The sequence below is a fragment of the Parasediminibacterium sp. HNIBRBA5674 genome, from assembly GCF_056745525.1.
Genome location: NZ_JBQWIE010000005.1, coordinates 118,338 through 139,360, shown reverse-complemented (window position 1 = coordinate 139,360; position 21,023 = coordinate 118,338). Strand labels below are relative to the sequence as shown.

Annotated in this window: 21 protein-coding genes and 1 tRNA gene; 7 read left to right on the top strand and 15 right to left on the bottom strand. The window is 36.3% G+C overall.

All coding sequences use genetic code 11. The features are described from left to right. Nucleotides 1-30 precede the first annotated feature (30 nt). The 7 genes from fabF to ACT9TX_RS04395 all read right to left on the bottom strand — a co-directional run bounded on the left by fabF (nt 31) and on the right by ACT9TX_RS04395 (nt 4,826). Nucleotides 31-1,188, bottom strand: coding sequence for a beta-ketoacyl-ACP synthase II (fabF, locus tag ACT9TX_RS04425; RefSeq protein WP_481337005.1), 1,158 nt, complete (start codon nt 1,186-1,188; stop codon nt 31-33). Nucleotides 1,189-1,221: 33 nt separating this feature from the next. Next, entirely contained in the window at nt 1,222-1,851 is a 630-nt protein-coding gene (locus ACT9TX_RS04420) for a pyridoxamine 5'-phosphate oxidase family protein (RefSeq protein WP_481337004.1), read from the bottom strand. A 19-nt stretch (nt 1,852-1,870) separates the two neighbouring features. After that, entirely contained in the window at nt 1,871-2,044 is a 174-nt protein-coding gene (locus ACT9TX_RS04415; protein WP_481337003.1) for a hypothetical protein, read from the bottom strand. Between the two features lie 6 nt (nt 2,045-2,050). Continuing rightward, nucleotides 2,051-2,461, bottom strand: a complete 411-nt coding sequence (locus ACT9TX_RS04410) for a DUF1348 family protein (protein ID WP_481337002.1) — start codon at nt 2,459-2,461, stop codon at nt 2,051-2,053. 267 nt (nt 2,462-2,728) lie between these two features. Further along, a complete protein-coding gene (locus ACT9TX_RS04405; protein ID WP_481337001.1) occupies nt 2,729-3,259 on the bottom strand; it encodes an NADPH-dependent FMN reductase in 531 nt (176 codons plus the stop codon). 25 nt (nt 3,260-3,284) lie between these two features. After that, nucleotides 3,285-4,223 carry an alpha/beta fold hydrolase gene (locus ACT9TX_RS04400; RefSeq protein WP_481337000.1) on the bottom strand — a complete coding sequence of 313 codons (939 nt, stop codon included), beginning with the start codon at nt 4,221-4,223 and terminating at the stop codon, nt 3,285-3,287. Between the two features lie 72 nt (nt 4,224-4,295). Further along, nucleotides 4,296-4,826, bottom strand: a complete 531-nt coding sequence (locus ACT9TX_RS04395) for a carboxymuconolactone decarboxylase family protein (protein ID WP_481336999.1) — start codon at nt 4,824-4,826, stop codon at nt 4,296-4,298. Between the two features lie 436 nt (nt 4,827-5,262). Here ACT9TX_RS04395 and ACT9TX_RS04390 point away from each other — a divergent pair, with 436 nt between their 5' ends. After that, nucleotides 5,263-5,706 (top strand): DUF6943 family protein, encoded by a 444-nt coding sequence (locus tag ACT9TX_RS04390; RefSeq protein ID WP_481336998.1) that lies wholly within the window; start codon nt 5,263-5,265, stop codon nt 5,704-5,706. Between the two features lie 683 nt (nt 5,707-6,389). Here the strand turns inward: ACT9TX_RS04390 and ACT9TX_RS04385 are convergent. Then, nucleotides 6,390-7,145: a hypothetical protein gene (locus tag ACT9TX_RS04385; protein ID WP_481336997.1), complete on the bottom strand. Its 756-nt coding sequence runs from the start codon at nt 7,143-7,145 to the stop codon at nt 6,390-6,392. A 44-nt stretch (nt 7,146-7,189) separates the two neighbouring features. Beyond that, nucleotides 7,190-7,702 carry a thermonuclease family protein gene (locus ACT9TX_RS04380; protein WP_481336996.1) on the bottom strand — a complete coding sequence of 171 codons (513 nt, stop codon included), beginning with the start codon at nt 7,700-7,702 and terminating at the stop codon, nt 7,190-7,192. 218 nt (nt 7,703-7,920) lie between these two features. Between ACT9TX_RS04380 and ACT9TX_RS04375 the strand changes: the two genes are divergently transcribed. Beyond that, a complete protein-coding gene (locus ACT9TX_RS04375; protein ID WP_481336995.1) occupies nt 7,921-8,076 on the top strand; it encodes a hypothetical protein in 156 nt (51 codons plus the stop codon). 173 nt (nt 8,077-8,249) lie between these two features. Here ACT9TX_RS04375 and ACT9TX_RS04370 read toward each other — a convergent pair. Next, a tRNA-Val gene (locus ACT9TX_RS04370) sits at nt 8,250-8,324 on the bottom strand. Between the two features lie 170 nt (nt 8,325-8,494). On the opposite strand from ACT9TX_RS04370, the gene ACT9TX_RS04365 reads away from it, so the two are divergent. Both ACT9TX_RS04365 and aat read left to right on the top strand, forming a co-directional pair. Then, entirely contained in the window at nt 8,495-8,803 is a 309-nt protein-coding gene (locus ACT9TX_RS04365; RefSeq protein ID WP_481336993.1) for an ATP-dependent Clp protease adaptor ClpS, read from the top strand. 45 nt (nt 8,804-8,848) lie between these two features. Next, nucleotides 8,849-9,493, top strand: coding sequence for a leucyl/phenylalanyl-tRNA--protein transferase (aat, locus tag ACT9TX_RS04360; protein ID WP_481336992.1), 645 nt, complete (start codon nt 8,849-8,851; stop codon nt 9,491-9,493). Here aat and ACT9TX_RS04355 read toward each other — a convergent pair. Next, entirely contained in the window at nt 9,490-10,110 is a 621-nt protein-coding gene (locus ACT9TX_RS04355) for a DUF4294 domain-containing protein (RefSeq protein WP_481336991.1), read from the bottom strand. The two genes, aat and ACT9TX_RS04355, sit on opposite strands and share 4 nt — an antisense overlap. A 74-nt stretch (nt 10,111-10,184) precedes the next feature. Beyond that, on the bottom strand, nt 10,185-10,466 hold the full coding sequence (locus ACT9TX_RS04350; protein ID WP_481336990.1) for an Rdx family protein: 282 nt from the start codon (nt 10,464-10,466) through the stop codon (nt 10,185-10,187). Between the two features lie 190 nt (nt 10,467-10,656). Here ACT9TX_RS04350 and ACT9TX_RS04345 point away from each other — a divergent pair, with 190 nt between their 5' ends. After that, nucleotides 10,657-11,634, top strand: coding sequence for a PhoH family protein (locus ACT9TX_RS04345; RefSeq protein ID WP_481336988.1), 978 nt, complete (start codon nt 10,657-10,659; stop codon nt 11,632-11,634). A gap of 69 nt (nt 11,635-11,703) precedes the next feature. On the opposite strand, the gene ACT9TX_RS04340 is transcribed toward ACT9TX_RS04345, so the two are convergent. Further along, nucleotides 11,704-12,963 carry an aminotransferase class I/II-fold pyridoxal phosphate-dependent enzyme gene (locus ACT9TX_RS04340; RefSeq protein WP_481336987.1) on the bottom strand — a complete coding sequence of 420 codons (1,260 nt, stop codon included), beginning with the start codon at nt 12,961-12,963 and terminating at the stop codon, nt 11,704-11,706. Nucleotides 12,964-13,217: 254 nt separating this feature from the next. Between ACT9TX_RS04340 and pafA the strand changes: the two genes are divergently transcribed. Next, nucleotides 13,218-14,867, top strand: coding sequence for an alkaline phosphatase PafA (pafA, locus tag ACT9TX_RS04335; RefSeq protein WP_481336986.1), 1,650 nt, complete (start codon nt 13,218-13,220; stop codon nt 14,865-14,867). A 612-nt stretch (nt 14,868-15,479) separates the two neighbouring features. On the opposite strand, the gene ACT9TX_RS04330 is transcribed toward pafA, so the two are convergent. Next, on the bottom strand, nt 15,480-18,848 hold the full coding sequence (locus ACT9TX_RS04330; protein ID WP_481336985.1) for a TonB-dependent receptor: 3,369 nt from the start codon (nt 18,846-18,848) through the stop codon (nt 15,480-15,482). Nucleotides 18,849-19,210: 362 nt separating this feature from the next. On the opposite strand from ACT9TX_RS04330, the gene ACT9TX_RS04325 reads away from it, so the two are divergent. Then, entirely contained in the window at nt 19,211-20,410 is a 1,200-nt protein-coding gene (locus ACT9TX_RS04325) for a bifunctional 3,4-dihydroxy-2-butanone-4-phosphate synthase/GTP cyclohydrolase II (RefSeq protein WP_481336984.1), read from the top strand. Between the two features lie 29 nt (nt 20,411-20,439). Here ACT9TX_RS04325 and ACT9TX_RS04320 read toward each other — a convergent pair whose 3' ends face one another. Beyond that, nucleotides 20,440-21,015 carry a Uma2 family endonuclease gene (locus ACT9TX_RS04320; RefSeq protein WP_481336983.1) on the bottom strand — a complete coding sequence of 192 codons (576 nt, stop codon included), beginning with the start codon at nt 21,013-21,015 and terminating at the stop codon, nt 20,440-20,442. Between the last annotated feature and the right edge of the window lie 8 nt (nt 21,016-21,023).

The following is a 21,023-nucleotide window of genomic DNA, read 5'->3' as shown; positions in this document are numbered from 1 at the left end:
ATAAATGTTTTCTATCCAAAACGTTCGCCTTTACTTAATAAGTATGCAAAAAATAAATTTAGATGCGTTTGCCCTGGGTGTATTGATAGTTGGTGGTACTTGTGCTTTATTAATAGCATTAATACATATAATTGCTTCAATTGCACCAGCAGCACCTAATAAATGTCCAGTCATAGACTTAGTTGCACTAATATTTAATTTACAATCTTCATTAAACACTCTGACTAATGCTTTTAATTCGCTTTCATCACCCATTTGTGTAGATGTAGCATGTGCATTAACATAGTCAACCTTGTCAGGCATGATACCAGCCTCATTTAGTGCATCTATCATTCCAAGGTAAGCACCCAACCCCTCTGGATGAGTTCCTGTAATATGGTATGCATCGGCGGCCAAACCTGTACCTACTATTTCTGCAAATATGTTTGCACTTCTATTTTTCGCTGATGCCAAACTCTCTAATACCAAAGCGCCAGCGCCTTCGCCAATAACAAACCCGTCTCTATTTGCATCAAAGGGCCTTGATGCGCTCTGTGGATTTTCATTATTTACAGATAATGCTTTCGACGCGTTAAATCCCCCAACAGATGCTTCATTTATAGGTGCTTCTGATCCCCCCGTTATAATTATATCAGCTTTACCTAATCGTATGTAATTATAGGCATCAATAATTGCATTGTTTGAAGATGCACAAGCAGAAACAGTAGAAAAATTTAGCCCTCTGTATCCATTTCGTATTGAGATAACACCTGATGGTATATCCGCTATTATCTTAGGTATGAAATAGGGGTTAAATCTTGGCTCTTTATTGCCAATTACATAAGCCTCAATTTGCTCTTGAAAAGTTTGTATGCCCCCATTTCCTGAGCCCCATATAACCCCAATCCTGTCTTTATTAGTCTGGCAGGTATCTAATCCTGAATTATTTATTGCCTCATCCGAGGCTGCTACAGCATACTGTGTAAATAAATCATACTTTCTTGCTTCATTTTTTTGAAAGTAGTCTGTGGCTCTAAAATCTTTTACCTCTGCTGCAATTTTAGTTTTAAATTTATCTGTGCTAAACCTTGTAATTAAATCAACACCACTACATCCATTTACTATTTGCTTCCAAAATGTTTCCACATTATTTCCTAGTGGTGTTACTGCGCCCATTCCAGTAACAACTACTCTATTTAATTCTTTCATTCTTTTCTATTTAGGGTATTTGCAACTTTATTATCAACTAATTGGCAGCTCGCTTATTCTAACTTTTAGTAACTCAACTTCATTTTGAAGTAAACTTATCTGTGATTTATATTGGGCTATTTCCTGTTCTATCTCTTCGATTGTAAATCTTGGTGTAATATGCTGTGGACAATTCCAATCATAAGCTTCTACTTCTAAAATCATCATTCTCTCTGCTTTATACTTATAGCCACTTAGCTTTAGCATATCTAAAAGTTCTGAGTTTCCAGCTAGCTCAACAATATTTGCCTTTGCATACAACTTCAATCTAACTCTAGAAGGATAATCCATTAAAATAATGGCCACATTTCTGTTATCACTTAGATTACCAACTGTTATAAATTGCATATTCCCTTTAAAGTCGATAAACCCAATCTTTTTTGAGTCTATTACCTTCAAAAAACCTTTTGGCCCTCCTCTATGCTGTATATACGGGAAACCATTTGAGCCGTAACTAGCCATATAAAAGCTATCTCGTGCTTCTATAAAACGTTTCTCGCTATTCGTTAGTCCATCTGTATAAGTTTGTTTTACAACTCTATCATATACTTCCCTACTACCGTTTTTCTCCTGTATAGCTTTTACAGAATTTGAATATGCTATTTCGCCAAAGTTTCTTGCCATTTCATTATCTAAATTGCACTTAATGTTTATTACTTAGGGTTTGCACTTTATCACTTATAGTTTTACTATTAGTAAGTTTTGCATCTACATCTGTTGCTTTTCTCTCTTCTTGATTTAAGACACAATCCCACATGGAGTCTCCACACTCGTCTGGTATCACTACAAGCTCTTCTAGTTTAATTTGATTTTCCATAATATTCTAAAATTTTCTCTCTGTCTCTTTAATTGGCATATCATTAATACTTGCATACCGCTTTCTCATTAAACCATTCTCATCAAATTCCCAATTCTCATTTCCGTAAGCCCTAAACCACTGCCCTTCAGCATTCTGATATTCATATTCAAATCTTACTGCCATTCTATTTTCTCTAAAGCCCCATAACTCTTTTTTGAGCTTATAATTCAACTCCTTTTCCCATTTATCCTTTAGAAATACTTTCACAGCTTCTCTGCCATTAATAAAATCTGTCCTATTACGCCATTCAGTATCTACTGTATACGCTAAACATACCCTTTCAGGGTCTTTACTATTCCAAGCTTCTTCTGCTAGCCTTACTTTCTCTAATGCCTTTTCAAGTGTAAATGGTGGCAACGGGTGTTTTTGTTCCATAAGTTTCTTTTTATTTCTGTTACAAAATTGTGTTATACGTTTGATTTTAATAATGGACGGAATACGCTATGGCATGGATAATTTTACCTGAAGTAGATAACATCTAGCTAGGCACAGAACCTAATTAATTACAATGCCTAGTCTAGAATGAATCTATTTTTTTAATAAACTTATTATCCTAATTGCATAATTTGTCTACGCTATGTTTAAGCAGTTGCCATTAACCCTCAATCTAGCTTTTTGAAAAATGTTGGATAAGCTATTGACTTATTTTAAATTATTAATAAAAGCTCTTGTAAACATATCAATCGCATTAGCAGTTTCCAAGTCCGTAATATGCGAGTTTGAATCTATCTTGTTTTTTATGCCCTGTATCAATAATGTAGTCTCAACACTTAGTTCTGCTAGTACTGTCCTTAATATTAACTGCAACTCTTCATGTCCTCTCTGTCCATTAGCCGCTGCCGTTATTATTCCGGTTGGCTTATTATTAAATACAATAGAAGAGACACACCATTCTATCAAGTTCTTTAATCCGCTTGGAATACTAAAAACATATTCAGGTGCGCAAATTATTACCCCATCAGATTGTCTTATTATGTTTCTGAGTAATAATATTAATTCAGGTGTTTCTCTACTTGTTAATTCAGGGTCAAAATGTGGTAATTTTTTCAAATCAATACAGTCATAAAAATTACATTCAAATCTTAAAGTTTCCTTTATGTAATTGATTAGGTGTTGATTCGAAGAGTTACAACTAGCACTTCCATTAACGATAAAAATATCTTTTTTTGCCATTACTTATACCAAAGAAAATTTAGTGCTAATGCTTTTTAACTGCAACCTTAGCCGCATAGAAACGGTGCATTGCTTTAGATATATACTCAAGATTATCTTCTACGGCAAAATGACCTGCATCTAAACGGTGAATTTCAGCATTTGGTAAATCTTTTAAGTACGCCTCGCCACCAGCTGGTGTAAAGAATATATCTTTCTGACCCCAAAAAATAATTGTTTTCGGCTGATTCTTACGCAAAAACTCCTGCCATTTTGTATATAAATCAACATTAGTTCTATAATCATAAAACAAGTTTAAGTTGATACGAACTGCATTTGGCCTTTGCATAAAATAAGTATCAGTTTCCCAGTTATCAGGGCTAATCAGGCTTGCATCTTTTGCACCATATAAATAAATACCCTTAATGGCATCATGAGTAAGAAAAGCTGCTAATGGTTTTTCATTTTCTTCAGTTCTGTTTTTCCACAATGCACTTCTAAAACCATCCCATGCTGCTGTAAATCCTACCTCATAGGCATTTGTATTTTGTACAATCAGCCATTCTAGTGCTTTTGGATTTCGTCCAACAATTCTAAAACCTATCGGTCCGCCATAATCTTGTGCAAATAATCCATAATGTTCGAAGCCTTTTAACTTTAAAAAATGCTCAATTACACTTGAAATTCCTTCAAACGTATAGTCATATTTGGCTGGATCAGGTATATCACTTAGTCCAAATCCAGGATAATCGGGCGCTATTACGTGAAATTTATCAGATAACGATTGTATTAGGTCACGATATTGATGGGAACTTGCTGGGAAGCCATGCAACAACACAATTTTTGGATTTTTAGGATTCCCTGCTTCTCGGTAGGCTATATTCAACCCATCTACTTTGAGAGAATTATATGTAACCTGAGCAAAGGATATAGAAACTATTAAACTTAATAAACTTGCAAGTATTAATTTAGTATTTATTTTCATAATGTTTTTTTGTTTCTATTAAAGCAAAAGCCATTTTAACCTTTGCTTTAACAGTAATTTTAAATAATGATGTTATAGTGCTGTAGCTAATGGGAAATCAACTGGCACTTGTGTTAAGTTGTGTAAATAATTCATTGCAGTCTTATCACTTACTTGTAAAATAAGATCTACTAGATTTTCATTATTATACCCTTGAGCATAAAAAGCATCTACCAAAGCAGCTTGCGCATTTCCTTTATTTATAGCAATACTTTGTGCAAGCTGTACTAAAGCATTCAACTTTGTATCCCCAGCTTTACCTCTTCTTAAGTCTAATACTTGTTCATCAGTAAATCCATTCATTTTGCCAATTACGGTGTGTGCGCTTAGGCAATATTTACATTCATTAACTTGACTTACCACTAAATTAACAGCTTCTTTTTCTTTATTGCTTAAACTAGTTTTTGCATTTTGATACGCTAAGTATTTTGCTAACCCATTTTCAGAATATGCCATTGTAGCATATAAATTTGGTACAAAGCCTAATGCTTTTTGTAAAGTGTCAAAGATACCTTGATTTGTTACTCCTACTTGTTCTCTCGTTGGAACTTCAAATGTTTTCATTTTTTTAAATTTATTTGTACTTGTCGTTATTGACATTGCAAAAGTGCTATTAAGCTCCCCTTGTTAAAATGGAGTAAGTACGCTTTGGGATGGATATTTTTTCTCATCAATAAATCTCATTGAATCGTAAGCCTGTCAATCTGTATTGCCTTCGGCAATCTCTCTATTTAGTTTTTTGCAGCCAGCGAAAGGCAAGTTATGCGCTCTTTCAGTTGGCAAGGTCAGCACTGCACTTCGTTTCGTTTGCCTTTGGTTATTGCAAAAAAATCTTCCCCTGTTTTATGCTTGCCTATGCCTTGCAAAATTGGCAAGCAACAGGTAGTATTTTTCTTGCACTAAACCTTGCCGTCCTTACCTACCCTGCATTTGGGTTGCCTATCGCTGGCCAAAAATGTGGCGTTTTGCCATCAAAAGGATAATCACAGCGTAATGTATCATGCAGCCGCTTTTTATCAAATCCACTACCAATGCATTAAGTGTACCACAACAGCCTACAAATTTTTTCATTCTTGCAAAAGGCGATAACGCAGGTAAGCCAAGTTTAACACCGTGGGCAAATGCCTTTACAGCTATAGCACCCACTCAAGAAATGAGAGACTTTTATTACTGGCTCACATTCGGTCTTTACAAGGCAAAAACCTTTAAAATTTACCATCGTGGTTCAGTCATTCCATTTATCAATATTGGCGAAGTCAAAAAAGTAATACAGCCAGCAGCAATGGCTATTTATCCGCAATGGCAAGAATACAAAACCATACTTACCCAATTAGAGCTCCTAGAACAGCGCAAAAACAATTTAGCGCAGATACTCAAATCCACAGCCACGCTACAAGAAATGCTCATTCGCCAGTACTTCATGCAGCATGGCATCCAGCACTAAAACCAAAAGGCAAGGCAGTCTGCAAAGGCTGCCTAATAGCTAAATGCAAGCAAAACAGCCAAGCAAAGGGTGTCGTAGCTGCCATGCATACCCCATTTATATACGCAAGCTATTGCAGGCAGTCTTGCACACATAAGCCAACAATACAAAACCAAAAGACTACGGCATAAACCGCTATTCAGTTGTGTTTTCCCCCTTTGGGGGAATGAAAGGGGGCTTTTTATTCTGTTTCCTTTTGGTTTAGTAAGCTGCCTGCATAGGTCGATGCGTATAAAATTTTTAGTTATGCAAAAGCAGCTTCGTATTATCACCCGTTCCCGTATGGCAGTTTGCCCCCTTTGTCAGTCAGTTGTTATAGTCGCTACATTGCCTCGTTTGGCTTTTAGTAGGCATCTAGGCAGGTTGCCCATCCACTTTAGGCCACAGCCAGCCGTTACTGTTAGGGCAGTGCCGCAGGGTTGGTTCCTTTGGCGTTTCCCATCTGGCCGCCGTCTCATTAGCATTTTGCCCTTTTAGGGCATTTTGCTAAACACAATAAAGCCCTGGCATCACTGCAAGGGCTATTAGCCGACAATAAAAAAGCCCTCTCAAGAATGAGAAGGCTTTACTTCAGAACAAAAACAAATCTATTTTACGTTTCACTTTTCACTATTGACCATTGACTATTGACCAATGACTACTCACTAAACACCATCAACTTTCACAATAGATAAGGCATTATATGCCCCATTTTTTAACGGATATTTCACGCCATTCACATCTTGGAAAAACTCAACGCCAAACACTAAAAACAAAGGATGTGCGCTGTTTGCTGTTAATGCATGGTTCAAATTAATAGCACTTGTCGCTGTCTCATCCCATGCAAGCACAGCACTTGATGTGCTTAACGCTTCAAACACTTCGTTTTCAAAGTCCACGCTTACACCACTTGCTACCAATTTAAAGTGTGTAGTACCGCCCGGTGCAGCTATCATGTTAGTAGGTATAAAACTTGGTACTGTAATGTTTGCAGCACCAGTCACACGGTCAATAGTTGGTGTGTATGGTGCATACAAGGTATTACCAAGCTTCGCATTGATGTTAAACTCAAAGCCCTCTAGCAATTCAGCTTCGCCATCAATTACATTTCGTTGTCCACGTACACTTGTTACATCCGCTTGTATTACCTCAACCATCTTTTGCGTCAAGCGGCTTACCATACGGTTATCGCTGCTATTCTGCAAAATCACACGTAAGCTATTACGCATTACCTTACCTGCTTTACCAGCAGCACCAAATTCGCTACCGTTTTCCCTAGTTCTTTGAAATTTAGGGTCGTTGGCTATGCGGTCGCCACTTACGCCGCCTTTCTCTCTTGCTAAGTAGCCGTCTTGGCTCTTATAAAAGGTGATACCGCCAATAGTACCATCTAATTTTACTAAACCTTTTTGCCTTGCCATCTTTTCTAGTTTTACTTGTTATTTAAAGGGGTATTTAAAACATATTAGTTATTACATCTGCTGCAAAAAATCACTCTATTCTTTGCGTTTAAGCCTCTATAAATCCACGGTGGGCATACTTTGCTTTCACCACATTGCCATAGCCCTTTACGCCCTGCAACAGCCATATTTTGCAAGTCTTCAAGCCCTTTGTTATGGCTATATGCTTTGTAATGCCACGCCCAGCCATTTACTACCATCATACTATCTAAAGCTCTGCCGTTAGTAGTTATAGTGGCTATCATTCTACCATAGTTATCTCTACCAATGCTATCAACTAAAACAGTTTTACCGAGTATCAAACCGCTTACTTGTTTTGTCGCTTCGCTACCATAAGCTTGTGTTGTTTCTGGCGCATCTACATTCGCTAGTCTTACAGTAAATAGCCTACCAGCTTTAAGCATTAAGTAAGTATCACCATCCACCACACGCACTACTGTAGCAGTGCTCTGCGCCATAGCAGCTACAAAATGTAGCATCAAATAAGGTAGTAAAATGAGTAGTTTAATTGCCTTCATAACATAAAGCTATAAAGGGTTTTAGGTGCTTTAAAATGTGGGTGGTAGTATGTGCCGTTTTTTCCGCTTTATTCCAATAAGGGCACTTTTACAATACCACTAAAAGCAGTATCTTTACAATATCAACACTATAGCATCTATATAGATGCAGTATAGATAGTGTATGAAAAAAGTTATTTTACATTATGCAGAGGCTTTGTATTTATCCTAAGGACATTATGATAATCACAGGCAAGAGCGACAGGTACGGCAGAAGCCTTATTAAAAAGATAAAAGAGCATTTTAATAAGCAACAACACCAAGTTGTTTCAGTAGAAGATTTTTGCCAGTATATGGGTTTACAAGTAGAAGCAGTTGTTAAGCAACTAAGATAATTTGTAAATTCAATCGTTTAGCTGTGGTTCAGCTTTCTGCACTCTTCACACAATTTTTTATTTTCCCTTCTTTATTTCTTTGTTTCCCTTCTTAATTTGGGTTGTGGTCGCATTTTTGGTCGCAAATAAAAAAGGCAGTTACAACTTTCGTTGTAACTGCCTGATAATCAGTGTGGGAGTTGACGGGGTCGAACCGCCGACCCTCTGCTTGTAAGGCAGATGCTCTAAACCAACTGAGCTAAACTCCCTTTTTTCATCCCTTACTACCGTTTTGGGATTGCAAATATAGAACCCATTTTGTTACTGCCAAATAAAACTTTAAAAAAGTGAGAATTTATTTTTTGAGCAACAAGTAATTTAAAAAAATAGCCTCCAACTAACTATGCATATCTAGCAAGAACACTTTATTTTTGCTATCATGATTGTGACTACTAATACAGCTACAAAACCTTGGGAAGAATTTGATACAGATGTATTGACAGATACAACTAGCTATTACCAATTAATAGTGTGGAATGACGATGTAAATAGTTTTGAATGGGTAATTGAAACCTTGATGGAAGTTTGTGACCACTCTGCTGAACAAGCTGAACAATGCGCAATGATTATTCATTTCAAAGGTAAATATGCTGTAAAAGACGGTCACTATGATAGCTTAAAACCAATGAAAGAAGCCATTACAGAAAGAGGAATTAATGCTACCATTGAAATGGTGATAGAACATTAATTATAGCTTCTAACTTCTTCTCACCCCTATTCACCAAATTAGGCAATGCCACTCGCAGTTTTAGATGAAAAATTTTGGTTTCCAAATGTTGAAGACGCATTAGATGATGGCTTGCTTGCTATTGGTGGCGATTTGCATCCTGAGCGTATTTTACTTGCTTATAAAAAAGGTATTTTTCCTTGGTATGATGGTGACTTACCATTGTGGTGGTGCCCTAACCCTCGCTTTGTATTAATTCCTGAAGAATTGAAAATAAGTAAAAGCATGAAAGCGTTGTTTAAAAAACAAGCTTTTGATGTAACGACTAATACAAATTTTACTGCAGTAATTAATACGTGTAAAGCTACTGAACGTAAAGGTCAAGATGGTACTTGGATAAAAACTGAGGTAGAAGAAGCCTATACAGCATTACATAAATTGGGCATAGCTCATAGTGTAGAAGCTTGGCAAAACAACCAATTAGTAGGTGGTTTATATGGTATAAAGCTAGGTAAAGTATTTTTTGGCGAAAGTATGTTTAGCACTGTGAGCAATGCTAGCAAATATGCTTTTATAAGCTTTGTAGAACAATTGAAAAGTGAGGGTATTGTGCTTATAGATTGCCAAGTATATACAGAACATCTAGAAAGTCTTGGCGCCAAAATGATAATGCGGCAGCAATTTATTCATTTACTAGAGCAACTCATTTAACTTCTGTATCCATACATTTTTTCTACGTCTTTTACAATTGCTTCCATTGCTTTATCCTTGTCGTTAGGATCATAGTTTTGCTTAAGACTTGTACCAAAAAAGAACATGACAGACTGATAAGCAACCGCAGTAAAACCACCTTTGTATTCATCTACAATTTCGTAGCAATTACTACCAGTTTCTCTAAAAATTAGCTTCATTAAAACCTTACCTTGATATACAGATAACTGCGATAACTTACTAGTGAATTCTCTTCTTAATTCTGCTTCACGCTCTCTAATAATAGCTCTACGTTGCTTTCTGTCGGTTACATTTACAAGCTTAGCATTTATCTCATTCATTATTTTACCCGCCCTTTTAGCGTAAGGATAAGTGACATAAACAGCATTTCTTAATCTCGTCCATTCAGCCCAATATTTTTTCCATTTTTCAGGCATTTTAGTTTCTACTTGCACGGTTGGTAGCCAAGCACTTGGTATGGTATCGCCATCTGGAGTAATTTCTGCGTAGCTTTTTATAGTGTCGTAAGCACCTCGTTGTGCAAACGATTTACCAGTAATAATTACAGCAATTAACGTTAAAATTAGTAGTAGTATTTGTTTATGTAATTGTGCCATTGTAGTTATAATATAGCAATTAATTATCCTTAATACGCCTCGTGAAAAAAAGTAACCTTGCTGTTACGGAGTTTTCACATTTTTTTATCAGTATGTCCTAGTGATTTTTCTGGATTCACAAAATCTCTTATTAGCTGCTTTAGCGCTTTTATTTCAATAAATCCGCCTGCTTCCTTCCTGTCAAAAACCAATATATCGTTTACGTAAATAGCATACTTACCCGCTGTTTCACTTGGCTGCAATTGAACCGCTTTAACATCTTCAGTAAACGTAGTAAGTAACTCTTGTGCCATGTAAGCGGCTCTTAATAGCCAATTACATTTAGGGCAATATTCAATAGTTATTACAGGTTTCATACTTTTTTTGTGCAAAATTCTAAAGCAATTTTAGACCAATATAAAATAAAAATTTAAATACCTAATGTTTAAAAATATTACCCACAAACTGTGTATATCAAAAAAAATCTGTCAACTGAATTAAATTAAATTTGGTGTAAGCAAATAAACATTTTGATACAACAATTAGTAACCATTAAAATTTTGCACTTTGACAGAAACAATCATTAGTCTTAACTCGGTAAATCCGATTGAATTTTTTGGTGTAAACAATGGCAAATTGGACAAACTGAAAAAGAAATTTCCTTTGCTGAAAATTTTATCTCGTGGTACACAAATAAAAATTAGTGGCGCACCAGAACAGATAGATACAGCAAAAGAAAAAATAGATTTAATCATTCAATACTTAGAGCGTAATGGCCATTTGAGTGAAAATTATTTTGAACAAATATTAGGAGGTGACGATGTAGAAACCATTGACAATTTTGTAGAGCGTAACCCAAATGACATCTTGGTTTTTGGGCCTAACGGCAAAACTGTAAGAGCAAGAACTGCCAATCAAAAGAAAATGGTACAGGCTTGTGACAGTAATGATATTGTATTTGCAATTGGGCCAGCTGGTACGGGTAAAACCTACACTGCTGTTGCATTAGCGGTGAGAGCATTAAAAAATAAGGTGGTCAAAAAGATCATTCTAACAAGACCAGCCGTAGAAGCTGGGGAAAGTTTAGGTTTTTTACCTGGTGATTTGAAAGAAAAAATTGACCCGTATTTAAGACCATTGTATGATGCATTAGACGACATGATTCCTGCGGATAAATTGGGTTATTACATGACCACAAGAACCATAGAAATTGCACCACTAGCTTACATGCGTGGTAGAACTTTGGATAACGCGTTTATTATTTTAGATGAATCGCAAAACACCAATGATTTGCAAATAAAAATGTTTTTAACACGTATTGGGCCTAACGCAAAAGCCATCATCACAGGTGATCCTACACAGATAGATTTACCACGTAATCAGCGCAGCGGCTTAGAAAAAGCATCTCGTATTTTACGCAATATTGAAGGTATTGCACACATTGAACTTGATGGTGAAGATGTTGTAAGGCACAGATTGGTAAAAGCCATCATTAAGGCTTATGATCAAAACCAAGAAAGTGACGATAGAAGCTACCACCGTTAATCGAGATTGTCAAAACAAAAACGCCCCGCTATTTCTAGCGAGGCGTTTTATATTAATATTCTAATCAAATTATCTAGCGTCAGCCATATCTGGTATTGCTTCTACTTTGTAAGCACCAGCATCCAATTTTTCTTTGGTTTCGCTAAAGGCTTTCAATGTAATTTCAATATCCTCATCGTTATGTGCAGCCGAAGGGATTAAACGGTAAATAATGTGCCCCTTTGGAATTACAGGATACACCACAATAGATGCAAATACTTTGTAATTTTCACGTAAATCCATACACATAGCCGTTGCTTCTTCTACACCACCTTTCATATACACAGGCGTTACAGGTGTATTGGTGTTACCAATATCAAAGCCACGTTCTTTTAAGCCAGCTTGTAATTTCAATGCGTTACTCCACAATTTTTCTTTCAATTCTGGCATTGTTTTCAACATTTCTAAACGCTTTAAATTACCAATTACAATTGGCATTGGTAAGCTTTTAGCAAATATTTGCGAACGGATATTGTAACGGATATAATCGATAATAATTCTAGGCCCAGCTAAAAACGCACCAATAGAAGCCATTGATTTTGCAAATGTTGAGAAATACAAATCAATACCATCTTGACAACCTTGCTCTTCACCAGCACCAGCACCAGTTTTACCCAAGGTGCCAAAACCATGTGCATCATCAACCAATAATCTAAAGTCAAACTTGCCTTTAAGGTCAATAATTTCTTTTAGTTTACCTTGGTCACCAGCCATACCAAAAACACCTTCAGTAATTACTAAAATACCACCAGTTTTTTGTTTATCTATTAATGCAGTTGCACGTTCTAATTGTTTTTCTAAATCTTCTAGGTCGTTATGTTTGTATACATAACGGTGACCAGGATGCAAGCGCAAACCATCTATAATACACGCATGACTTTCAGCATCGTACACAATCACATCATGGCGGCCACAAACAGCGTCAATCGTGCTCATGATACCTTGGTAGCCAAAGTTCAATAAAATCGCATCTTCTTTACTTTCAAATGCAGCCAGTTCAGCCTCTAATTTTTCGTGATGGCTCGTATTGCCACTCATCATTCTTGCACCCATTGGGCTAGCCAAGCCATATTGCGCAGCAGCTTCAGCATCTACTTTTCGTATTTCCGGGTGATTTGCCAAACCCAAATAATTATTCAAGCTCCACACAATCATTTCCTGACCACGAAACTTCATTCTGCTACTAATTTCGCCTTCTAATTTAGGAAACGCAAAATAACCATGTGCTCTTTCACGGTGCATACCAATAGGCCCGTAATTCTTAACCAACTTCTCAAAAATGTCTGCCATGTTTCTAATTTTAGAGCCGATAGCCATCGGCTTGTGATGTCTAATTTTTGAACCACAACGAACTATCGACATTACGATTCACAACGTTGTGACACTTTGTGCCGTTTCGTCTTTGTGGTTTATCTATTCAAAGTGTGCAAATTTAAGGTTATCGGCTATTTATCCCAATCTAATTATTAACGCTTGTTAGTTCATCATTTTATAACCCACTTACTTACAGCCAACTACTACATTTGTAACACAACTTTACATGTATGAAATATACTCGCTTTACAGTAATTGCAGCATTGTTGGTCAATACCACATTTGCGCAAAATGTCAAATCCACCAACCAAACATCCAATATCGCACGTCCTAAATTGGTAGTTGGTATTGTGGTAGATCAAATGCGCTGGGATTTTTTATACCGCTACAGCAACCGCTACACAGCCAATGGCCTTATGCGTTTACTAGGCGAAGGCTTTACCTGCGAGAATGCATTTATCCCTTATACACCTACTGTAACTGCGGCAGGCCATACCAGCATTTACACAGGTTCAGTACCGGCAGTAGATGGTATTGTAGGCAACAATTGGTTTGACCAAAACGAACAACGCAGCGTGTATTGCAGCGAAGATAAAACCGTGAAAACCGTTGGTGGCCCTGATGGTGGTAATGGTAAAATGAGCCCACGTAACATGCTGGTAACCACAATAGGTGATGAAATTAGATTAGCTACCAATTTTCGCAGTAAAGTAATTGGTGTAGCTTTAAAAGATAGAGGTTCTATTTTGCCAGCAGGCCACAGCGCTACCGCTGCTTATTGGTACGATGTTAACAGTGGCAACTGGATAACTAGCACCTACTATATGAACGAACTACCTAAGTGGGCTGCAGATTTTAACGCTAAAAAAGTTGTAGACAACTATTACGAAGGCAATTGGAATACGTTGTACCCAATTAACACCTATACACAAAGTACTGCTGATGAAAAAGACTATGAAAACAAGCCTTTTGGCACTGATCAAAAAGGATTTCCATATAGCCTAAAACAATTTGCTAACAAAAATTACAGCTATATAGCTACTACACCATATGGCAATAGCATGACATTTGACATGGCGAAAGCAGCATTAGACAATGAACAATTAGGCAAGGGTGCAGAAACCGATATGTTGTGTGTAAGTCTATCATCTACCGATTATGTAGGTCATAGTTTTGGGCCAAACTCAATAGAAACTGAAGATATTTACCTACGTTTAGATAAAGATTTAGGTGACTTTCTAAGCTATTTAGATGTAAAAGTGGGCAAAGGTAATTACACCGTGTTCTTATCGGCAGACCATGGTGTTGCACATGTACCAGGCTTTATGAAAGAAAATAAATTACCTGGTGGCACTTTTAATGAAACGGATGCTCAAAAGCAATTGAACAGCTTATTAAAAGAGAAATTTGGCTTAGATAAATTGGTGGTAGGCATGTTTAATTATCAAGTGCATTTAAACCATCCTGTAATTGACTCTGCGAAACTAGATGAAGAAGCAATAAGCAAAGCCGTAATTAAATACTTACAAAAGCAAGAAGCGGTTTTACAAGTATTTGAACTCAATGAAATGATGGAAACACCATTACCAGCTAAAGTAAAAACCATGCTTACCAATGGCTATTTCCCTAGCCGCAGTGGCGATATTCAAATCATTTTAAAATCTGGTTACATAGATGGGGGCAAAACTGGTACTACACACGGTTTATGGGCACCTTACGATAGCCATATACCAATGGTATTCTATGGCTGGGGCGTAAAACACGGACATACCAATAAAGAAACTTACATGACAGATATTGCAGCTACTATAACAGCTTTGTTACATGTACAAATGCCTAGTGGCTGTGTAGGCAATGTTGTTGAAGAAGCGTTGAAATAAGAAACGAAGAACTAAAAAAATAAAATGCGAAGTCAAAGGGCTTCGCATTTTTTTGTTCCGTATAATTACAGATTTGTTGCTATCAACAAGGAATTTCCGTGAATAAAGTAACAACCGTTGCTACCACCAAGGAATTTCCGTGAACAAAATAACAACCGTTGCTACCACCAAGGAAATTCCGTGAACAAAGTAACAACCGTTGCTACCATCAAGGAATTTCCGTGAATAAAGTAACAACCGTTGCTACCATAAAGGAATTTCCGTGAATAAAGTAACAACCGTTGCTACCATAAAGGAATTTCCGTAAATAAAGTAACAACCGTTGCTACCACCAAGGAATTTCCGTGAATAAAGAAATAACCGTTGCTATCACCAAGGAAATTCCGTGAATAAAGTAACAACCGTTGCTACCACCAAGTAAATTCCGTGAATAAAGTAACAACCGTTGCTACCACCAAGGAATTTCCCTGAACAAAGTAACAACCGTTGCTACCACCAAGGAATTTCCGTGAATAAAGTAATAATTGAAGGATTTGTATTTACACAAACGCAAAAAAATCCCCACTCAAAAATTTGAGCAGGGATTTTTTGTATGATTTAAGAAACTAAATACTAGAAAATATATCTGACACCAAATTGTGCTTGATATACATCTGAAACACTTGTCCCTTTGCGATAGGTTTCAAAATTAATAGTATTATTTACAGCAGTATTAATTCTATAAACGGATTGGCCTGTTAAATTATCAACGCCTCTGAAAGAGATTGGATTCGATGTATTTACAACATAACCTACACCAGCATTATGATCAATTAGATTACCTAAATTGAAAATATCTGCTCTTAGTTGAACTGTATGTCTGTTTTTACCTACATTTTTGAATAACTCGAGCACTGCGGACATATCAAATCGTGTAACATAAGGCATTAGAGCCCCATTTCTTTCAGCGTATTTACCTCTACGTGTAGTAAGATATTTATCTTGATTAATAAACGCATCAAATGCATCTTTTTGTTGCTGTTCGTTGTATGTAACCGCAGTAGCGCCAGTACCTACTGTAAATGTTTCAAACTTCATTTCACTTTGGTTAAGAGGAACATACAACAAATCGTTACCGCTTATACCGTCGCCATTTCTATCACCATTGTATGTGTAAGAAATACGACCCCAATTTTTAGTTTCACTAAATAATGATACTTGAAAAGCTGCATTTTTACCAAATTCAACTCTATAATTAATATTAGTGATTATACGGTTTCTCAAATCATTATCACTATAAGAAATATCTGGTCTATTGTTGCCATTAACGGAGCGGATACCTGTCCAGTTAGGGGCCGCAGTAGTACTGTAAGATGCATAATCTTTTGCACTACCATAGTTATAAGCTATCATCCAGCCCAAACCTTTTGCTTTAACTGGTTTTTCTAATTTAAATGTTGCAGTAATCGCACCGCCATAAGCGCCGCTTTTTAAAACAGTAACATCGGTAATTTTACTTACAATACGGTTATTAGCGGTTCCTGGCGTTGTAAGTGTACCAAAAGTATTGGTTGCAGCATTTAAAGTACCGTTTGGAGTTTGACCAAATCTTGGTCTATTATCTGGCCCTGCAAAATTTGAAGTAGAAGGTAAGAAATTAGCATTGTAGTAATAGATAGCACTAATATTTTGTGAGAAGGTGAATTCTGCACTAGCAACGATATCATTATATATTTTTTGGTCTACAGCTAGATTTGCACGGAAAGTTTGTGGAAATCTAAAATCGTTTTGAGTTGTTGCGATGTTGTAAGTAGCTGAAGCTACACCCGGATTCGGTGGAAATAAAGGAGATGAAGCTGGTGTTGTTGGCTTGAACGGAAAACGAGTATCTAAAGTGTTACCTGTGGTAAAGAAACCGCTTAATACACCATTATTACTTGCTTGGTTACTAATTAAAACAAATTGCGGTCGACCTGTAAACAAACCAGCACCACCACGGATTTGTGTTTTTTTATCCCCCTTAACATCGTAATTAAAACCAATTCTTGGGTTAATCATCAATTTAGCACTTGGTAATTGAGAGGTGCTATATTTACTAGATTCACCTTTTTCATTTTGAAAGGTAAAACCATCAAACTCACTATTATTTACATAACCAGATTCGACAAAATATGGCACTTCAAATCTCACGCCATAGGTCAAATTAAAGTTCTTCTCAAGTTCAACATCATCTTGAATATAAGCACCAATATTTCTAGCTTTGGTTTTAACTATCCAAGGAATACCACCAGGTAAATTGCTATAATTATAAGAAAAATTCAATCCTACAGGGCTAGTTGTTAAATTAGGATTAGCAGCATAAGCATTTGCAGCTGTTTTAAAATCAGCCACACTTGCGAAAGTGTAAACACCATTAATCTGGGGCGTAAAGCCATTTTCGTAATTAAAGCTTTCGTAATTAAAACCCGTTGATAGTGTATGTTTTCCTTTATAAATAGTTAAGTTATCTGATAACTGCCAAGTGTCCGTATTTAATATATTATTAGGCGAATTTGCGTCATTACCAAAGGAAATATAAGTAGTACCGCCTTTTTGTATATCTACAGTTGGGAAAGAGCCACCACCAAAAGCTCTGTAATCTTGATTTCTTGTATAACCAAAGATTAATTCATTATTAACTTTATTACTGAAACGGCTGTTTAATTGACCAATTACAGAGTACAAATCATTGTTTTGAATATATCCTGCATTAGAATAAATCATAGAAGCAGTGCCACTACCACGTGTACCATTTATGACACCTGTGCTGTTAATTGGTATTTCCCTCGATGATTTTAAATAATTACCACGGATACTAAATTTGTGTTTGTCGTTAATATTCCAATCAATTTTAGCTAAGCCTTTATTACTTTTTGTGTTATATGTATAGCCACTATAAGTACCAGGGTTGTATTTTAATACATTATTTAGTGTATTGGCTACATCTATCAAATCGCTTTCAAAAACTCTAGTTGTACTACCACTGATTGGCACTGTACCATTGCTAACATCGGCTAATTGGGAAGTACCTGGATCAATTCTTCTTTCGCCTTCATAATTTAAGAAATAAAACAACTTGTTTTTGATAATTGAACCACCAATACTTCCACCAAACTGCTTTACGTCAAAAGCGGCAACTACAACATCCTGTTTTCCATCTAGACCCGCTTTAGTACCTACATAACTTTCATTGCGTTGATTATAAAAACCAGAACCATGTACAGTATTTGTACCACTTTTAGTTACAGCATTAATGTTAGCACCAACAAAACCAGATTCTTTTAGATTATACGGTGATAAATTAATTTGAATCTCTTCAATCGCATCTAAGGAAATAGGTGTTGAGTTTGTTTGGCTACCATTTAAAGCCTGCAAACCAAATGAGTTATTAAAAATGGAGCCGTCTAAAGTAAAGTTTATAGCACGGTTATCTTGACCAGCAAATGAGGTACCGTTAGCTTGAGGAGTTAATTTGGTAAAATCAGTAATACTTCTCGATAAAGTAGGCAAGCTAGACAATAACCTTTTATTAATGTTGGTTGAAGTTCCTTTTCTTTCCTTAGAAATTAAAGCACCCTTTCTTGCAATACCCGCTACAGTTACTTCTTGCAATTGTTTTGCACCATCAGTTAGTGCAAAATCAACAATAGATGGATCACCTAATTGTACAGTTAAATCTGTAACTGACTCGGTTGCAAATCCAACGTAAATTACTGTTACTTTATATGGGCCACCAACACGCAATCCTGGTAAGTTATATTTACCCGATACGCCTGTGACTGTTTTATACTTAGAACCAGAAGGCTCGTGAATAGCTTCTACACTAGCACCGCTTAATACTAAACCTTTAGCATCTCTTACCGTACCAGAGATTGTGCCATTAGTAACCTGCGCACTTGCTGCCACATGTACTGCTAACAGCACAATTAACGACAGAAAACGGGTAATTTGTTTTTTCATCATAATAAATGTTTGTTTTTCGATTTGCAAATGTGATGTTAAGATTTAAAGTTTCAACACCATTAATGTTAAGTAATTATTACCAAGTATTTAAATGAGACTATTATAAGGTAGAAATACTGACTATTTATCAATGCAATACATTTTTTTATCGATATGCAATGTTAAATTTTATTAAAGCGCAAAGAAAGGTAATTAACGTTAAAACAGACAACAAGATATTAACAAATCGTTGCTCCGCTGATATTAACAAATCGTTAATCGGGGTATTTTACCTTCATTTTTCGATTACAGAAATCATTTACCCGTATTTGGCTTTGCAATTGCTAACAGTCATTAGCTTTGCACATAATTATAGATAAATTATGTTGCATACAATAGAAGAAGGAATAGCAGCCATTAAGCAAGGAAAAATGGTAATAGTGGTAGATGATGAAGACCGTGAAAATGAAGGCGACTTTATAATTGCTGCAAAATATGCCACACCAGAAGCCATCAACTTTATGAGCAAAGAAGGTAGAGGGCTTATTTGCGCAGCACTTACTGCCAAACGCTGCCAAGAACTTGAACTAACACCAATGGTAACTACCAACACCGCATTACATGAAACTGCCTTTACCGTATCTGTTGATTTAATTGCACCCGACACAACAACAGGTATTTCAGCACAAGATCGCTCAAAAACAATTTTAGCTTTAATAAACCCCAATACAAAACCATCAGATTTAGGACGCCCTGGACATATTTTTCCATTAAAAGCCATGACTGGTGGTGTATTGCGAAGAGCTGGTCATACAGAGGCTACAGTTGACTTGGCAAGACTTGCAGGTTTAGAACCTGCAGGTGTTTTGGTAGAAGTAATGAATGAGGATGGTACAATGGCTAGATTACCTGAACTGATAGAAATTGCTAAAAAATTCGATCTTAAAATTATATCTATTAAAGATTTAATTGAATATCGTTTAAATAGCGACAGTTTGGTAGAAGAAATAGTACGTGTAGACATGCCTACAAAAAATGGACATTTTAAATTAGTAGCATTTAAAGAAAAAACCACAGGCGCAGAGCATTTGGCAATGATTAAAGGTGAATGGCATAAGGATGAAGCAGTGCTTACTCGTGTACACAGCAGTTGTTTTACAGGAGATATTTTAGGCAGTTTTCGCTGCGATTGTGGTGACCAACTTGCTAAAGCCATGCAAATGGTAGAAGCCGAAGGCAAAGGCGTAATATTATATATGAACCAAGAAGGTAGAGGTATTGGCTTAATAAATAAACTAAAAGCCTACAAGCTACAAGAAGAAGGTATGGATACAGTAGAGGCGAATTTACATCTTGGTTTTGGTATGGATGAAAGAGACTATGGTGTAGGCGCTCAAATGCTTCGTCATTTAGGTGCAACAAAACTTAAATTGATGAGCAACAATCCTCGTAAACGTGCCGCATTGAAAGGTTATGGTTTAGAAATAGTAGATATTGTGCCTATTGAAATTAAACCCAACCAGTTTAATGAAAAATATTTAACGACTAAGAGGGATAAAATGGGGCATGAAATTTTAAGATAGATTCAAATTAAATATTCACGGAAGAATAATTATTCTTCCGTGAATATAATGTACTTATAAATTTCCTGCATTGGTATAGTAAAATCAAGTGCTGGTAATTGTACTATCTCGTCAAGGTTTTCATACACTTCATACGTAAATAGTGAAGCCTCACTTTGTCTACCGTAAACTTCCACCATTGGCTTAGTTTGAGAGACCAAAAGATAATAACGCAATGATTTTATTTTTCTATAATGTGCTAATTTAGTAGAACGATCGTAAGTTTCGGTTGACTTTGATAAAACTTCAACTATCAAAGAGGGCTTCTTAACTAGATAAGCATCGTTATCATCCTTATCACAAGTTAATAATACGTCTGGGTAAACATAATAATTACTGGCTTGCAGTTCTAATTTCACATCGTTAAAAAACGTTTCACAGCCTTTAGGATTAAAGTGATTGCTTAAAAAATTGTTGACATTTGCCCCAATTCTGTTGTGATTTCTTGTACCGCCAGCCATAGAAAACACCTCGCCATTCCAAAATTCATGACGCATACCTGTTTCCCTCTCTAATAGTAGGTATTCTTCGTAGGTGTATTTTGTTTTGTCTATTGCTTGTTCCATACAATAAA

What these genes read in the sequence shown, in the direction of transcription:
- pafA (WP_481336986.1), top strand. Translation starts at nt 13,218, where the DNA reads ATGAAATATACTCGCTTTACAGTAATTGCAGCATTGTTGGTCAATACC.
- fabF (WP_481337005.1), bottom strand. Translation starts at nt 1,188, where the DNA reads ATGAAAGAATTAAATAGAGTAGTTGTTACTGGAATGGGCGCAGTAACA.
- ACT9TX_RS04350 (WP_481336990.1), bottom strand. Translation starts at nt 10,466, where the DNA reads ATGAAACCTGTAATAACTATTGAATATTGCCCTAAATGTAATTGGCTA.
- ACT9TX_RS04405 (WP_481337001.1), bottom strand. Translation starts at nt 3,259, where the DNA reads ATGGCAAAAAAAGATATTTTTATCGTTAATGGAAGTGCTAGTTGTAAC.
- ACT9TX_RS04400 (WP_481337000.1), bottom strand. Translation starts at nt 4,223, where the DNA reads ATGAAAATAAATACTAAATTAATACTTGCAAGTTTATTAAGTTTAATA.
- aat (WP_481336992.1), top strand. Translation starts at nt 8,849, where the DNA reads ATGCCACTCGCAGTTTTAGATGAAAAATTTTGGTTTCCAAATGTTGAA.
- ACT9TX_RS04355 (WP_481336991.1), bottom strand. Translation starts at nt 10,110, where the DNA reads ATGGCACAATTACATAAACAAATACTACTACTAATTTTAACGTTAATT.
- ACT9TX_RS04340 (WP_481336987.1), bottom strand. Translation starts at nt 12,963, where the DNA reads ATGGCAGACATTTTTGAGAAGTTGGTTAAGAATTACGGGCCTATTGGT.
- ACT9TX_RS04420 (WP_481337004.1), bottom strand. Translation starts at nt 1,851, where the DNA reads ATGGCAAGAAACTTTGGCGAAATAGCATATTCAAATTCTGTAAAAGCT.
- ACT9TX_RS04410 (WP_481337002.1), bottom strand. Translation starts at nt 2,461, where the DNA reads ATGGAACAAAAACACCCGTTGCCACCATTTACACTTGAAAAGGCATTA.
- ACT9TX_RS04330 (WP_481336985.1), bottom strand. Translation starts at nt 18,848, where the DNA reads ATGATGAAAAAACAAATTACCCGTTTTCTGTCGTTAATTGTGCTGTTA.
- ACT9TX_RS04325 (WP_481336984.1), top strand. Translation starts at nt 19,211, where the DNA reads ATGTTGCATACAATAGAAGAAGGAATAGCAGCCATTAAGCAAGGAAAA.
- ACT9TX_RS04365 (WP_481336993.1), top strand. Translation starts at nt 8,495, where the DNA reads ATGATTGTGACTACTAATACAGCTACAAAACCTTGGGAAGAATTTGAT.
- ACT9TX_RS04385 (WP_481336997.1), bottom strand. Translation starts at nt 7,145, where the DNA reads ATGGCAAGGCAAAAAGGTTTAGTAAAATTAGATGGTACTATTGGCGGT.
- ACT9TX_RS04320 (WP_481336983.1), bottom strand. Translation starts at nt 21,015, where the DNA reads ATGGAACAAGCAATAGACAAAACAAAATACACCTACGAAGAATACCTA.
- ACT9TX_RS04390 (WP_481336998.1), top strand. Translation starts at nt 5,263, where the DNA reads ATGCAGCCGCTTTTTATCAAATCCACTACCAATGCATTAAGTGTACCA.
- ACT9TX_RS04375 (WP_481336995.1), top strand. Translation starts at nt 7,921, where the DNA reads ATGATAATCACAGGCAAGAGCGACAGGTACGGCAGAAGCCTTATTAAA.
- ACT9TX_RS04395 (WP_481336999.1), bottom strand. Translation starts at nt 4,826, where the DNA reads ATGAAAACATTTGAAGTTCCAACGAGAGAACAAGTAGGAGTAACAAAT.
- ACT9TX_RS04380 (WP_481336996.1), bottom strand. Translation starts at nt 7,702, where the DNA reads ATGAAGGCAATTAAACTACTCATTTTACTACCTTATTTGATGCTACAT.
- ACT9TX_RS04415 (WP_481337003.1), bottom strand. Translation starts at nt 2,044, where the DNA reads ATGGAAAATCAAATTAAACTAGAAGAGCTTGTAGTGATACCAGACGAG.